We start from the raw sequence: 15137 nt of genomic DNA on the forward strand, positions 1-15137 counted from the left end.
GGTCAGGCGTCCCCCTGCTGGCGGTATAGGGCGAAATAACGACCCCGGTGATTCATCAGTTCCTCATGGGTACCGAGTTCAACAACCGCGCCCTTATCCAGCATCACGATGATGTCCGCATTGCGGATGGTCGACAGGCGGTGGGTGATGAAGAACACGGTGCGGTCATTGAGATTCTCGAGAAGGTTGTCGCAGACCTTGCGTTCGGTTTCGTAGTCCAGTGCGCTGGTGGCTTCATCCATCACCAGCAGCTTCGGATTGCTCAGCAGCGTGCGGGCGATCGCCACGCGCTGTCGCTGTCCACCACTGAGAGATGCCCCGCGCTCACCGACGGAGGTGCTGTATCCGCTGGGTAGTTCCATGATGAAGTCATGGGCATTGGCCAGACGCGCCGCACGCACGATCTCCTCACTGGAAGCCTCAGGATTGGTGAGAGCGATGTTCTCGCTCACGGTGCCGCTGAACAGCAGAGGATCCTGCGGAACGATGCCGATCTGGCGACGCAGGGAATACAGCTCGACCTTGTCGATGTCGTAACCATCGATGAGAATTCTGCCCTCCTCTGGGGAATAGAGACGAGGCAGAAGCTTCATCAGAGTGCTCTTGCCGCTGCCGCTCTGCCCGACGATGCCGACAAAGGTGCCGGGCTTGATCTCAAGGTTGACGTCCTTGAGAACTTCCGGCTGGCCGGGCCGGAATCGGAACGAGAGATTCTCGAAGCGCACCTGACCTTCCAGAGGCGGAAGCATCACTTTTGATTTATCCACCTCATCGGATTCCTCAGGAGTGTCGATGACATCGGCAAGGCGTTCAAAGCTCACCCGAAGCTCCTGGATCTGCTGCCAGATCGTGGACAGACGCAACAACGGCTGGGTCACGTAGCCGGAGATGATCCGGAAAGCGATCAGCTGACCGAGAGTCAGCTCTCCTTTCAGCACCATCGAGGCACCGACCCACAACACCATCAACTGGGAGATCTTCTGCAGCACCTGGCTGGTCTGGTTCAGAGCCGTGCCGGTGATCGTCTTCTCGAAGGTGCGCGCGATGTACTGGGAATAGAACTCCTGCCAACGCCAGCGGCTGACCATTTCAACGTTCTGGGCCTTGACCGTCTGAATGCCGGTGAGCACCTCGACCAGGTGGCTCTGAGTCTTGGCGTTCTCCTCGGCGGCGGCGCGGAACTGACGACGGAACAGCGGTGCTCCGAGAATCGTCATTCCGACCTGGATCGGCAGCACCGAGAGGGCGATCAGGGTGAGCAGCCAGCTGTAGACGATCATCACAAGGATGTAGATGACTGAAAACGCCGCATCGAGAATCGTCGTCAGGGCCTGACCTGTCAGGAAGTTCCTGATCTTCTCGAGCTCGGCGACCCGCGTGCCCAGTTCCCCGACGGGCCGCCGATCGAAGTAACCGAGGGGCAGACGCAGCAGGTGATCGATCACTTCCGCTCCCAGGCGCTGATCGATTCGGTTGGTGGTCTCGGCGAACAGGAAGGTCTTGAGGCTGCCGAGCACACCCTCCAGGATGGTCACCACCACCAGGGCGATACCGAGAACCTGCAGTGTGTCGAGACTTCGCTGCGTGATCACCTTGTCGATGATCACCTGAATCAACAGCGGGTTGGCCAGGGTGAAGAGCTGAACCACGAAGCTCGCAGCCAGCACCTGGGTGAGCACTCCGCGGTAGCGCTTCAGAGCGGGCCAGAACCAACCGGGGCCGAAGTTCTGCTCAGGCGTCGCGTTGGAGCGCTCCATCAGCAGCAGCTCGATGCCCTCGGGAAAGCTCGTCTCCAGCTCCGAAGTCGTCAGGCTCACCATGCCGTGCTTCGGAGAGGCAAACTTCAGGCCGCGCTCGTTGCTGGCCACCACAAGGGCGAACCCCCCCTTCCAGGGAATCATCGACGGAACCTGAAGCCGGGTCCCCGCTGAAGCCGGAACCCGGGCGGCCATCACATGCAGACCGAGGCTGGCGGCCAGCTGTCCGCAGAGCTGAAGATTGGGGGTGAGGCCACGCCGCAGGTTGTCGCGCAGCACCTTCTCGATCGAATCGCGCCGGAACGGCAGCTTCATCAGCTGCGCCAGCATCTGGAAACAGGCCAAGGTCTCATCGATCGGACCGTCGGCGCGGATCAGTCGAAGGCTGTCGACCACATTCCGTTCCGGGCTGTAATGGCTCACGGGAGGCAGGGATCCCTCCTCCTCAGAGGCCGGAAGCAGCGTCAAGGTGGACGTCGATGCATCCTCCACCGCGCTGGCGGTGGTGGTGAGACTGGCGTCACCCCCGAGGGCATCCATCACCTCCTGAGGCAGAGCCACCAGGCGGGGGGCGAAACGATCGGTCGGAGGCAGATCCGAGTCGGCCTGAACGAGACGACCTGGGGAGGCTTCTCCCCAGGAGGAGGAGAGGAAAACCGTGGCGCCCTCATCCTGAGCGGCTCGGATCGCTTCAGCGGTCGGAGCGCAGTGGCGACAGGCCTTGTAGTGGGTCTGAAGCAACTGCAGCGTGGAAATCTCGGCATTGGCCGAGCCTGCGATCAGGGTTTCCAGAAGGAACTGCAGTTCCTGAGGCCACAGCTGGCCATCGCACCATCGGCGGAAACTCGACTCTGTCTTGTACAGATGCAGCCACGTCTCATCCGGGATCGCCGCAGCCACCACCTCCTGGGCAGCGACGACGTTCTCACAGGGGTGACCGCAGAGCAGACTTGCCGCTCCCAGGATGCTTCCCGGCCCGAACTTGCCCACCGTGGTCATGCGTCCCCGCTGCTCACCGACCAGGCGGGCCTGGCCCTGCAACAGCACCAGCACGCGGGCGGGAATCTCACCGTCCTCCACCAGCTGATGTCCGAGATCAAACTTGAGGCCACGCGTCTCCTGCTGAAGCCGGGCGGCACCCTCAGAGCTGAGATCCTTGAACGCCGGCAGCTGAAGCAGGGGGAAGGGGGGTGACTGGGTCATGACGTCTGCTCGCTGGCGTCCGAGCCATCTCCCTGAAGGCGACTCAAGCTAGACGCGGTCAGCTCGTTGATCCAGGCGTCAAACATCTCCTTGCACATGGCGTCGGAGACCTCGTCGGTGAAGGTCGAGGGCGAATAGCGCTCCAGCCTGACCACCAGCCACCAGTCCGAGACCTTGAACGGTTCCAGCAAGTCCCCTGGTTTCGCCACCCTCAGCTTCTCCACAAGAATCGGGTGGGCCTGGGTGAGCGGGACCGGTCCGACGATTCCGTTGGTGTTGCGTTCAGGCCCTTCGGCATGACGGCCCGCGAGATCAGCGAAGTTGGCTTCACCGGATTCGATCTGCAGATAAAGCTCCCTGGCCAGAAAACGGTTGCTGAGGCGGAGCAGGCTGTACACAACCTGGTCGAGCTCGTTCTTGCGTTCCAGGAATCGGGCCTCAGCCTTCGGTGCGAATTTCTCTCGGGCCATGGCACTGACGCGCAGGGTGCGCAGCAACTGGCCGCTGAGATCATCGTCACTCTTGCCGAGTTCCGTCAGGAGATCAGACCACTGCTCAAGGGAGGTGTATCCCCGGCGCTTCAGCAGACCGAGCCTCGCTTCAGCCAGCTTCTCGTCCGAAACAACCGCTGCCGCTGTGGTCTCGTCGATCACCATCTTCTCGATGAGCGGACGCAAGAGGTTGTGGTGCTGGAGGAGCTGCTGCCCCTCTGGACTGATCACGCGGCTCAGGTCCTGAACCGTCGTTCCGGTTTCCACGTCAACTCCTGATCCCGTCGAAAGATAGAGGCGGATTCAGGACCTTTCAGCGCAATGGTCGGAGACCTTGCCCGATCGTTCGGTTTCCCGCGCAGAATCATCAAAACCCTTGGCTGATCCAGGCGGAATGGCGCGATTTCTGATCACGGGTGGGGCGGGATTCATCGGCAGTCACACCTGTCTTGTGCTGTTGAACGAGGGCCATTCCCTTCTGGTGCTGGACAACTTCAGCAACAGCAGCCCTGAACCGATGCAGCGCGTGCTTGAGCTGGCCGATCGCCACGACAACGAAGCGCTGACCCTGGTGGAGGGGGATGTGCGCTCCGCAGAGGATCTCGAGCGGGTGTTCGGTGCCGCCCCAGGCGCTGTGGATGGGGTGATTCATTTCGCCGGGCTCAAGGCGGTGGGGGAATCCGTGGCCGACCCTCTCCGTTACTGGGATGTGAACCTGAGCGGCAGCCGTTGCCTGGCGGAAGCGATGGAGCGGCACGGTTGCCGCACGCTCGTCTTCAGCAGCACCTCCACGGTGTACGGAGAACCGGAGGTGTTCCCGCTGCGCGAGGACACACCGACAGCGCCCGTGCATCCCTACGCGCAGACGAAGCTCGCCGTGGAAACGATGCTGCAGGCACTCTGCCGAGTGAGCCCCTGGCGCATTGCCAGCCTCCGTTACTTCAATCCGGTTGGTGCTCATCCCAGTGGGCACATCGGAGAAGATCCCCTGGGCGTCCCCAACAACCTGTTCCCGTTCATCACCCAGGTGGCCGCCGGACGACGGGAGTCTCTTCAGGTGTTCGGACAGGACTACCCGACACCGGACGGCACCGGGATCCGCGACTACCTCCACGTGATGGATCTGGCGGAGGCCCACAGCAGCACCCTCCGCCATCTGCTCGGACAGCCAGCCCCCACGCATCTCACCCTCAACATCGGAACAGGCCGCGGCCTTTCCGTGCTTGAGGTGGTCAACGGCTTTGAAGCAGCCACAGGCCTCACCATCCCGAGACGGATGGTGGAACGTCGCCCGGGCGATGTGCCCCGCCTCGAGGCCTGTCCTCGCAAGGCAGCAGAGGTGCTGGGGTGGAAGGCCAGCCGGACGCTGGAGGACATGTGCCGCGACGGCTGGGCCTGGCAGCAGGCGAATCCGATGGGGTACAGAAGCGGCTCATGACGACCGCTGTCCCGGAGGATGCCCTGGTGCTGGCGGGCGGCGGCCACAGCCATGCCCTGGTGCTGCGCCGCTGGGCCATGCACCCGGAGCGGAGACCGAGGCGCCCCGTGATTCTGGTGAACCGGCACAGCACCGCGCTGTACTCGGGAATGGTGCCCGGGTTGATTGCCGGGATCTATCAGCGGCAGGACGCAGCGATCGATCTGAGGCGTCTCGCGGCTCGTGCCGGGGTCGCTCTGGTGATCGCGGAGATCACCGGCGTGGACCGCACCGGCAAGCGGCTTGAACTCTCGCAGCGACCGCCCCTGCGCTTCGGACTGCTCAGCCTCGATGTCGGTGCGGAGACCAGACCCTCAGGCGGAATGCCGATCAAACCGCTGGAGCCCGCTCTGGCTTTTCTCGAAGCGGAGGATCTGGAGAAGCCGGCCGGGGATGCAGCACCGTTCTGCGTCGTCGGATCAGGGCTGGCGGCGGTTGAAGTGGTGTTGGCCCTGCGGCACCGCTGGCCGGAACGATCGCTGCGACTGCAGGCGTTTCCCAAGCGCCTGGAAGCGAGGGTGCTGCAGGTTCTGAAGCGTCATCGGATCGAGCTGCAGCCAGCTGATGCACCCTTGCCGGGACCGTCCCTCCACTGCACCGGAAGTCGTGCTCCCAGCTGGCTTCAGGCCACCGGTCTGCCGTTGGATCAGAACGGACGGCTGCTCACGGATCACCACCTGCAGGTGGAAGGGGAGACCCTGATCTTCGCGAGCGGAGACTGTGCTGTGATCCGATCCGATCCCCGGCCCGCATCAGGCGTCTGGGCTGTGCGGTCAGCAAGGCCCCTGGCGGCGAATCTCGAAGCCCGATGCCGGGGCGGAAGCACCCGACCCTGGCGACCGCAGCGTCAGGCCCTGCAGCTGCTCGGAATTCCAGGATCCGCTCCCCAGGCCCTGGCCCTGAAAGGCCATTGGCGGCTGGGACCCTTTCGATGGCTCTGGTGGTGGAAGCAGCGGATCGATCGCCGGTTCATGGCGGGATTCCAGCAGCTGCAGACGATGGACTCCATCGATCCGGACGCGTCGATGGCCTGCCGAGGCTGTGCCGCCAAGCTGGCAGCCTCTCCCCTGACCGCAGCCCTTGCCGAGTCGGGGCTCCGCTCCGCTGCGCAGCAACCGGAGGATGCCGCTGAACTGCTGCCAGCGGGAACTGCAGGCTCAAGCTGGCTTCAGAGCGTCGATGGCTTTCCAGCTCTGCTCAGCGACCCGTGGCGAAACGCCCGATTGACCGCTCTGCATGCCTGCTCCGACCTCTGGGCTTCCGGAGCCATGGTGACCAGTGCCCAGGCGGTGATCACCGTTCCGGCCCTGTCGAGCCCGCTGCAATCCGAGCTGCTGCGCCAGACCCTGGCTGGCCTGCAATCGGCACTGGAACCTCAGGGAGCCGCGCTGATCGGCGGGCACACCCTGGAGGCCCGTCATCCGACCCCGGCACCGGCCTCGCTCGGGATGCAGGTGACCCTCTGCGTCAATGGTCAGGTCCGGCGGAAACACACCGGAACCGGCTGGAGCAAACGAGGCCTGCGGCATGGCGACCGACTGCTGCTCAGCCGTCCTCTCGGCACCGGCGTGCTGTTCGCTGCCGCGATGCAGGGGGCTGCCGACGCCGAGGATCTTGACCGTGCCGAGCGCATGATGGGCTCAAGCCAGCACCCCCTCCTGGAGGAGCTGCTCCGCGAGGAAACGGAACAGGAGGAGCTGCATGCCTGCACCGACATCACCGGGTTCGGCCTGCTCGGACATCTCGGTGAAATGCTTGACGACGACTGTCGCCTGCAACTGGATGCCGTGAAGATCCCCAGCCTGAACGGCGCTCTGGAACTGCTGGAGGCCGGTCACTGCAGCAGCCTGGCCCCTGCGAACCGCAGTGCCTGGCGCTGGCTGGATGCACCAGCCGGGAAGGCTGGCCCAAGGATCCATCTGAACCTGGAGGGACTCCGGATCGGAGGTTCACGCCATCGGGCATTGCTGGAGCTGCTGGTGGATCCGCAGACCTGCGGGCCGCTGCTGATCGGCTGTTCAGAAACGCTGGCCATGCGGCTGGAATCCCTGCATTCCTGGCATCGGATCGGCTGTGTTCTGTAACTCAGGTCTCCCCGGCAGTACAGAGGAGGACCCTGGCATTGGCCAGTTCGGCTGATCTGACCTCACAGCGATAGCCGGCCTGCCTCACACGCCGCTCGAGAGGGAGAAGCCGGCGGCGCATCACCGGCTCGGGCCCAGACGCAGCCAGCCAGATGACGGTGGGAGCAGGGAAGACGTTCAGACGGTCGTCAAGCTCGTCCTCATCTCCCCAGGGAACCTGGGAAACCCCTTCCATCCGATCGCTGAGGTTGAACAGTCGCGGGCGCGGTGAAAATCGCTCGGTCATCCCGGCTGTCAAGCGGCTGACGGCGCGGAAATTGCTCTGCTCGCGCACCCCGCCAGCCCGGATCTCGCGAAAGCTGTGGAACCACCAGCCCAGCAACAGCAGGGACACCATCACGGCCAGCAGCCGTCGACCGAGGCGGTTGAAGGACAGAGCCGCGGTCTCCACCGCCAGCCAGGTCACGACGGCGGGCACCAGGACCACGAAGTAACGGCTGAAGGCCAGTGGCTTGAGGAAAGACACCAGCACCACCGCCAGCACCATCAGTCCCGAGGGGATCAGGCCGCTCCGATCGAGCAGGCGCCAACGTGCCGACCGGTCCAGTTCCCCGCCATCCGTTGTCAGACCCCGACGACGCAGCAGCAGCACAACCGCCAGCATCACCAGCAGTCGCGGCAGAGGCCACCAACCCAGACCCCTGGCGAGGGTGTCTTCCAGCAACGCAAAGTCGGGAACACCGATCCAGCTGCCGGAGCGACTGCTGAACAGGTAGGTCGAGGCATAAACGATCCAGAGCGTTGTCGGAAGCAGTCCGATCAACGCCGCCCGAGCCAGCGGCCAGCGGCGCTGCCAACCGTCCCAGCCTGCCGCCGCAGCAAACAGGAAGGCTCCGTAGAAATGCGTCAGCGATGCCAGAGCGACACTCAACCCGTAGGTCCAGGCGGCACCACGGCCCTCCAGCCAGCGACGGCGACACCACCAGCTCAGCGCCACAAGGGCCACCAGCAGGGCGTAGCTCTTGCCCTCCACCGAAAACCGGATGGGGTAAGGACTGCAGATCATCAGCAGAGCCGCCACAGAGACCGCGGTTCGGGTGGAACCAAGGGAGGTCATGGCCGCGGACTGACGCACCACCAGCGCCGCTCCGGCCAGGTAAGCCAACCAGGACAGCAGCCGCAGAGTCAGCGGTGTCTGAGCCAGAGCCTGTCCCCAGACCCAGAGCACGATGTAATAAAGGGGGGGGTGGGTGTCGTTGCGGAGCATCTCCAACAACCCCGTCAGGCTTGGTTGAAAACTCTTTCCGACGCTGTAGAGCTCATCGGACCACAGACCGGTGGCATCGATCAGCACCAGCGCCTTGATGGCGAAGAGTGAGCACACCAGCAGCGTGATCAGTCGTGGCATCAACGCCCCTCCTGATCAATCCGCTGCAGACGAAGCCGGCTGAGCTCGGCTCCGAGTCCGGGACCGGGGGACCAACCCGCATCGATCAGTTCCGCTGCCGTCAGTGGTGAGCGGACATGGCGCCAGCGCCCCCACCAGCGCAGCAGGAGCCTCCACTCCGCAGGGCGATGACAGACCGCCAGCACCACGGCCTCCGCGGACCAGCCGCTCCCTTCCAGCGCGCGGCACCACTGGGAGGGTGGTGCGCCTGGCGGAGGTGCGTGCTCCGGCAGCCAGGCCAGCAGATCCCGGCACTGTCCGAGCACCTTTGTTTGCTGTCCGGGAAGGTCGAGTCGCTTCGCCACTTCAAGCGGATCGGCTGCCCCCAGCAACAGCGCCGGCAGCAGCGGCACCCGAAGTCGGCAGGCCCCCGTCAACCGCTGCCTCCATGGCAGATCATCCTGCAAGGCAGGGTCCACAAGGGCCATCGCACTCCAGCTCTGCAGAAGCGATAGGGCTTCCGCCCAGGGTTCCCGCTGGAGCAGACGATCCAGTTCCATGCGCAGCCTGGTGGAGAGCGCCGGGGGCGCCTTCTCCCTGGCATCCCCCGTCGACCAGCGCCAAGGCCAGCGCTCCATGGTTTGACGCAGCTGCTCAAGGGAGTCATCAGCCAGATGGAAATCGAGACGGGCTGCGTAGCGGGCGGCGCGGACGACCCGGGTGGGGTCATCGCTGATGCTGCCGGGATGCAGCAACTCCAGAGAACGCTTCTGCAGAGCCCGCTGACCCCCATGAGGGTCAATCAGTTCTCCGGAGATCAGATCGAACGCCATCGCATTGATGCTGAAATCGCGCCGCACCAGATCCGCCTGAAGGGTGCCGGGCTGAACGACGGGATTCTCCCCGGGGGCGGGATAGGACTCCCGGCGAGCCGTCGCCAGATCCAGGAGCACACCATCCAGACAGAGCTCGACGGTGCCGAAACTGCCGTGCTCCCGGCAGGCGGTGAGGCGCTCCGAGCCGCAGATTCGCTGCAGTGCAAGGGCGAGCTGGCGGGCATCCCCTTCCACCACGAGATCGAGATCCGGAACTCCGCGCCAGGCCACACCGTGGCGCCGATGCAGCAGTCCGTCGCGCACGACCCCTCCGACGAAGGCGAGATGAGCGCAGCCGAGCTCCCGGGAAGCAGCCCGGAGAGCATCCAGCAGAGCATTCGGCACACCCGGCAGGTCCATGGCGCGGCGTGCAGGACAATGCACCGATCATCCCGGATCCGGCACTTGTCCGCTCTGACCCGCTGCCTGCAGGAGGAAGCCACCGCCATCGCATCAGCGGCGGAACGACTGAGCAGCGAGCAGGTGGAAGCGGCGCTGACCCTGTTGGAACGCTGTGCCGATCGCAAAGCCAAGCTCGTGATCACGGGCGTGGGCAAGAGCGGCATCGTGGCCCGCAAGATCGCCGCCACCTTTTCCTCGATCGGGCTGATGGCCCTGTTCCTCAACCCACTGGATGCCCTGCACGGGGATCTCGGAGTGGTGGCACCGGAGGACGTCTGTCTGCTGCTCTCCAACAGCGGCGAAACCGCTGAGCTGCTGGAGGTGCTGCCCCATCTGAAGCGACGCGGCACCGGCCGGATCGCCATCGTCGGACGGGCGGAATCCTCCCTCGCCCGCGGCAGCGATGTGGTTCTGGAAGCCGGCGTCGATCGGGAGGTCTGCCCCCTGAATCTGGCGCCCACCGCCAGCACGGCCGTGGCGATGGCGATCGGTGATGCGCTGGCGGCGGTCTGGATGGAACGACGCGGCATTTCACCGGCGGACTTCGCGCTGAATCACCCGGCCGGATCGCTGGGCAAACAACTCACTCTGACGGCGGCCGACCTGATGGTTCCGGCCTCGAAACTGCATGCCTTGAAGCCCGAGACGCCTCTGCCTGAGGTGATCGGTGGCCTCACCCGCGATGGCATCGGCTGCGGCTGGGTGGAGCGCTCGGATCAGAGCGGTGCCCTGGTGGGGATCATCACCGACGGTGATCTGCGCCGCGCACTGCAGGATCACAGCACCGAGGGCTGGAGCCGCCTGACGGCCGCTGATCTGATGACCGCGGATCCGATCACGGTGGAAGGGGACGTGCTGGTGGTTCATGCCCTGGAATGCATGGAGCGGAACCGCCGCAAACCGATCTCGGTTCTGCCTGTGGTGAATTCGGATCAGGAGATGCAGGGACTCCTGCGCCTTCACGATCTGGTGCAGGCGGGTCTGGCGTGAGCCCTTGGCGCTGGTGGTGGCTGCAACGCCGGCTGCGCGACGTGCAGCTGCTCGTGCTCGATGTGGATGGCGTCCTCACCGATGGAGGTCTCTGGTTCTCAGCCGACGGGCAGTTGATCAAACGCTTCGATGTGCGGGATGGTCTCGGCATCCGGCTTCTGCAGACAGCGGGATTGGAGATCGCCTTCCTCAGCGGTGGTCAGGGAGGGGCCACAGAGGTGCGTGCCCGTCAGCTGGGCATTCGCCACTGCCTGGTGGGGATCAAGGACAAACCGATGGCACTCAGTGCCCTGCAACGGCAGCTGGAGGTGAGCCAGGCTCAGACCGCCTTTCTCGGGGATGACCTCAACGATCTGGCGGTGCGTCCGGTGGTCGGGCTGCTGTTCGCCCCGGCCGATGCCTGCCGACCGGTGCGGCGCGGGGCCGATGCCGTGCTGCACCACCGTGGGGGGCACGGAGCCGTTCGCGAACTGGCGGAACGACTGCTCCAGGCCCGAGGTCGCTGGCAGATGCTCAGCCGCAAGGGCTGGCGGGATCGCAACGACTAGGCGGAAGCCGCCATCTGGCGGGCCTGCTCCAGTTGATCGGCGGTATCCACCGACAGGGAGGTGCCACTCACCTCGAAACTGGCGATCGTGTGCCCCGCCTCGATCAGGCGCAACTGTTCCAGACGTTCGAGATCCTCCAGTGGCGATGCGGGCAGCTGATCCCATGCCGCCAGCACATCCCCGCGGAAGCCGTACATCCCGACATGCCCCCAGTAGGTGGCATGTCGGTGCCAATCGGCAGGGTCCACATCGCGCACGTGCGGAATGGCCGAGCGGGAGAAATACAGCGCTCGGCCGTCATGGGCGAGCAGGGTCTTGACCACATTCGGGTTGTGAATCGTCTCCGGATGCAGCCGATACACCGGGGTCACAACGGCAGGCACGGGATTGAGACGACCGAACTCCGTAACCATCCCCTCGATCACCGCCGGATCGATGAAGGGCTGGTCGCCCTGCACGTTGATGATGGCCGTCTCCTCCGCCACAGGGGCCTGATCCCCCCAGGCCAGGGCCATCAGCTGCTCGGCCACCGACGCGATCCGCTCGCTGCCGGAACTGCAGTGCTCCGAGGTCATCAAGGCAGGGAAGCCGAGTCCCTCCGCCAGATCACGCAGCTGATCGCTATCGGTGCACAGCACAACAGTTGCCACACCGGATGCCTCCCGACAGCGCTCCAGCACCCGCTGGATCATCGGCTTGCCGCCGATGTCCGCCATCACCTTGTTGGGCAGCCGGGATGACTGCAGACGGGCCGGAACGGCCACCAGGCTGCGTTGAATCGTCATCAGTCCCAGAGCTTCATGGCGTCATCGCGGGCGCTGAACCACTCCGCCGCCAGCGGCCCTCCCATCGTGCGCTGTTCGCGGAACCAGGGGCCCCCCAGAGTCCAGTGCAGCATCGGCGAGGCCTCCTGGGAATCGGGCGGAACCTGCACATCCACCAGGTGGTTCCAGCCTCCGGTGATCGCTCCGATCTCGTGGTCACCCTCCAGCCAGTGGAAGCGATGCAGTTCCAGACCGGTGGCGGAGTTGACGTAATCAACGGTGAGCTTGGTGCAGCGGTTGCAGTTCAGCAGCATCAGTGAACTCCAGTTCTTCTTGGGGTAGGCGCTCTGGACCTCACCGAGAAATTTCACGGTTTCCCCTGGAACATGCTCGTGCTGAACGCACATGGCGCCAAAGCTGTCATCGCGCTGATCCCAGAGCCCCTTGATGTCAGCCCGGCAGAGCATGTCGCAGTCCATGAACAGGGCCCAGCCCTGATACCCCATCAGATGGGGCACCAAGAAGCGGGTGAAGGAAAAGGCCGTGCTCTGCTTGGGATCCCGTTCTCTCCGGTACAGACCCTGGGCCTCCAGCTGCGGAGTCACCAGCGGCGTGATCGCCAGCGGCACACTGCTGTGCTGGTACAGGCTGTCGATCAGGACGTTGGTCGCCGCCCGTTCCCGCGGGTCGTAGCCGATGAACACAGGGATCGGCTGACTGGCGGAGGACACGGACCGTCGGAGGCTGGGCTGGAGGTTAATCGGTGCCTGAAACAGGTTCGATCGGAGCCAACCGCGGATCCAGGATCTTGGGTCCCATCCCAGCGAACTTCACGGCGATCGAGACCTTTTCACCACTGCCGAAGGTGTGGGTGACCTCACCGATTCCGAAGCTGGCATGGCTGACCCGGTCGCCCACACACCAGCTGCGGCCAGGGGCTGGACCGGCCTGACGGCGGCGCACCGCATTGGCTGGAGCGGAGGCCGGTGGATCCCGATCAACCCGGGTAAGCCGCTCCAACCGGCGTTCCCGCCGCAGCGCGGCACCTCCTGACTGGGGAATATCTCCCTGAATCAGCGCTTCCGGCAGCTCCGAGAGAAAAACCGACGGCACTGCGGCCTCCCGCATCCCACCCCAGAGCCGCCGTTCACTGGCGTGGGAAAGAAACAGCCGCTCCTTGGCCCGGGTGATGCCCACGTAACAGAGACGCCGCTCCTCTTCAAGAGAAGCGGGATCATCGAGCGATCGGTAACTGGGGAACAGCCCCTGTTCCAGCCCCACCAGGAAGACCACGGGAAATTCCAGGCCCTTGCTGCTGTGCAGGGTCATCAGGGTGACCCGATCCGCCGCGGTGTCCTTGCTGTCCGCATCACTGGAGAGAGCGGCGGTGGCCAGAAAACCCTCCAGGTCGCCCTCATCGTTCTCTTCCTGATACTGCAGCGCCGCATTCACCAGTTCCTGAAGGTTGCGGCGTCGCTCCTCCGCCTCATCGGTGGCTTCTGTGATCAATTCAGCGACATACCCGCTCTTCTCCATCACCTGCTGAATCAGCTCGGACGGAGCAGCGTCCTGCACCCGCAGCCGCAGATCATTGAGCAGTTCGCAGAACTGCAGCAACCCCTTGGCTGAACGGCCACCCAGGGAGCGAACCGCTTCGGCGTCGCTCACCACATCCCAAAGGGGAATCCCCAGCTGGTTGGCAGCATCGGTGAGGCGTTGGATCGTGGTCTTGCCGATGCCGCGCTTCGGCACATTGATCACGCGCAGCAGGCTGACGGTGTCCGCCGGATTCACCAACAGTCGGAGATAGGCCAGAAGGTCCTTGATCTCTCGCCGGTCATAGAAACGCAGACCACCCACCACGATGTAAGGGATGCCCCAGCGCACCAGGGATTCCTCGATCGCACGCGACTGGGCATTGGTGCGATAAAGCACCGCCATGTCTCCCCAGCTGAGTTCGGGATTCGCAGCCTCCATCATCCGAATCCGGTGCACCACGGCCTCGGCTTCGGCGATCTCGTCGTCACAACGCGTGAGGGTGATCAATTCGCCCTCGCCCCGGGTGGGGCGCAACACCTTGTCGATCCGTTCGCTGTTATTGGCGATCAGGGCATTGGCCGCCTCCAGGATCGTGGCGGTGGAGCGGTAGTTCTCCTCCAGCTTCACCATCGTGTGCGTGGTGTCATCCGGGGCCTGATCGCCGAAATCGTCCTGGAAGCCCATCAGAATCGTGAAATCGGCAGCCCGGAAGCTGTAGATGCTCTGATCGGCATCTCCCACCACGAACACCGAGCGTCCGCTCCAGTCCTCCACGCTCTGCGGATCCCGCCCGTCGGTCACCAGCAGCTTGATCAGGTCGTACTGGGTGCGGTTGGTGTCCTGGTATTCATCCACCAGCACATGTCTGAAACGGCGGTGCCAGTAGCTGCGCACCTGTTCGTTCTGCTGAAGCAGCTGCACCGGAAGCAACAGCAGATCATCAAAGTCAAGGGCGTTGTTGGCCGCCAGAGCCTTTCGATAACGCCGGTACACGTCCGCGGTGAGCTTGCCGCGCTGCCCTTCCGCATGGGCCTCCAGCTGATCGGGAAGCCAACCCTGATTCTTGGCATTACTGATGGCCCATCGGGTCTTCTTCGGCTCAAAACGCTTGGGATCCAGTTGCAGCTCCTGGGTGACGATCTCCTTCACCAGGCTCTGAGCATCAGCCTCGTCGTAGATCGAGAACTGACGGGTCCAGGTGAGCCCCTCACTGTCCTTGAACTTGTCGATGTCGAAGCGAAGCATCCGCGCGAAGAGCGCGTGAAAGGTGCCGATCCAGAGCTCCTTGGTGACCTCCCGGTAGATACGCGAGCGCAGCTGACGCTGCTCCACCGGCGGCAGCGTGCTCCATGGCTGACCGAACTGGCTCTGAGCCAGCCGCTGAGCCAGCAACAGCTCCAACCGCTCCTTCATCTCCCGTGCCGCCTTGTTGGTGAAGGTGACCGCCAGAACCTGAGCTGGATCCACCCCGTGGGCACCGATCAGATGCGCGATGCGATGGGTCAGCGCACGGGTCTTGCCGCTTCCGGCTCCAGCCACAACCAGCAAGGGCCCTTCGTGGTGATCCACCGCCCGTCGCTGGGCGTCGTTGAGTCCTGCAAGAAAGCTCATTGGTACAAC

11 protein-coding genes are annotated in these 15137 nt (G+C 64.2%); 4 read left to right on the forward strand and 7 right to left on the reverse strand.

Translation table 11 applies throughout. The features are described from left to right. Positions 1-2: 2 nt before the first annotated feature. Both ACJ0G7_RS06235 and ACJ0G7_RS06240 read right to left on the reverse strand, forming a co-directional pair. A complete protein-coding gene (locus ACJ0G7_RS06235; RefSeq protein WP_043694401.1) occupies positions 3-2960 on the reverse strand; it encodes a peptidase domain-containing ABC transporter in 2958 nt (985 codons plus the stop codon). After that, positions 2957-3718, reverse strand: coding sequence for a peptidylprolyl isomerase (locus ACJ0G7_RS06240; protein ID WP_043694398.1), 762 nt, complete (start codon positions 3716-3718; stop codon positions 2957-2959). Before ACJ0G7_RS06240 ends, ACJ0G7_RS06235 begins: the two co-directional genes overlap by 4 nt. Positions 3719-3845: 127 nt before the next feature. Between ACJ0G7_RS06240 and galE the strand changes: the two genes are divergently transcribed. Continuing rightward, entirely contained in the window at positions 3846-4889 is a 1044-nt protein-coding gene (gene galE / locus ACJ0G7_RS06245) for a UDP-glucose 4-epimerase GalE (protein WP_407395439.1), read from the forward strand. After that, positions 4886-7012: a selenide, water dikinase SelD gene (gene selD, locus ACJ0G7_RS06250; RefSeq protein WP_407395440.1), complete on the forward strand. Its 2127-nt coding sequence runs from the start codon at positions 4886-4888 to the stop codon at positions 7010-7012. Before galE ends, selD begins: the two co-directional genes overlap by 4 nt. A gap of 1 nt (position 7013) precedes the next feature. On the opposite strand, the gene ACJ0G7_RS06255 is transcribed toward selD, so the two are convergent. Then, positions 7014-8420, reverse strand: coding sequence for a hypothetical protein (locus tag ACJ0G7_RS06255; RefSeq protein WP_407395441.1), 1407 nt, complete (start codon positions 8418-8420; stop codon positions 7014-7016). Next, positions 8420-9634, reverse strand: coding sequence for a CCA tRNA nucleotidyltransferase (locus ACJ0G7_RS06260; protein WP_407395442.1), 1215 nt, complete (start codon positions 9632-9634; stop codon positions 8420-8422). The genes ACJ0G7_RS06255 and ACJ0G7_RS06260 overlap by 1 nt, the downstream gene beginning before the upstream one ends. A gap of 18 nt (positions 9635-9652) precedes the next feature. Here ACJ0G7_RS06260 and ACJ0G7_RS06265 point away from each other — a divergent pair, with 18 nt between their 5' ends. Further along, entirely contained in the window at positions 9653-10666 is a 1014-nt protein-coding gene (locus ACJ0G7_RS06265; protein WP_173402143.1) for an SIS domain-containing protein, read from the forward strand. Further along, positions 10663-11214 carry an HAD family hydrolase gene (locus ACJ0G7_RS06270; RefSeq protein WP_043694384.1) on the forward strand — a complete coding sequence of 184 codons (552 nt, stop codon included), beginning with the start codon at positions 10663-10665 and terminating at the stop codon, positions 11212-11214. Before ACJ0G7_RS06265 ends, ACJ0G7_RS06270 begins: the two co-directional genes overlap by 4 nt. Here the strand turns inward: ACJ0G7_RS06270 and kdsB are convergent. The 3 genes from kdsB to ACJ0G7_RS06285 are packed head-to-tail and all read right to left on the reverse strand — an operon-like array spanning position 11211 to position 15128. Continuing rightward, a complete protein-coding gene (gene kdsB / locus ACJ0G7_RS06275) occupies positions 11211-11999 on the reverse strand; it encodes a 3-deoxy-manno-octulosonate cytidylyltransferase (protein ID WP_407395443.1) in 789 nt (262 codons plus the stop codon). The genes ACJ0G7_RS06270 and kdsB overlap by 4 nt on opposite strands. After that, complete coding sequence (locus tag ACJ0G7_RS06280) at positions 11999-12709, reverse strand: hypothetical protein (protein ID WP_043694379.1); 711 nt, start codon at positions 12707-12709, stop codon at positions 11999-12001. The genes kdsB and ACJ0G7_RS06280 overlap by 1 nt, the downstream gene beginning before the upstream one ends. Before the next feature lie 25 nt (positions 12710-12734). Then, complete coding sequence (locus ACJ0G7_RS06285) at positions 12735-15128, reverse strand: UvrD-helicase domain-containing protein (protein ID WP_407395444.1); 2394 nt, start codon at positions 15126-15128, stop codon at positions 12735-12737. Positions 15129-15137 lie beyond the last annotated feature (9 nt).

The sequence above is a fragment of the Parasynechococcus sp. genome (assembly GCF_045559935.1).
In the GTDB taxonomy this organism is placed as follows: Bacteria; Cyanobacteriota; Cyanobacteriia; order PCC-6307; family Cyanobiaceae; genus Parasynechococcus.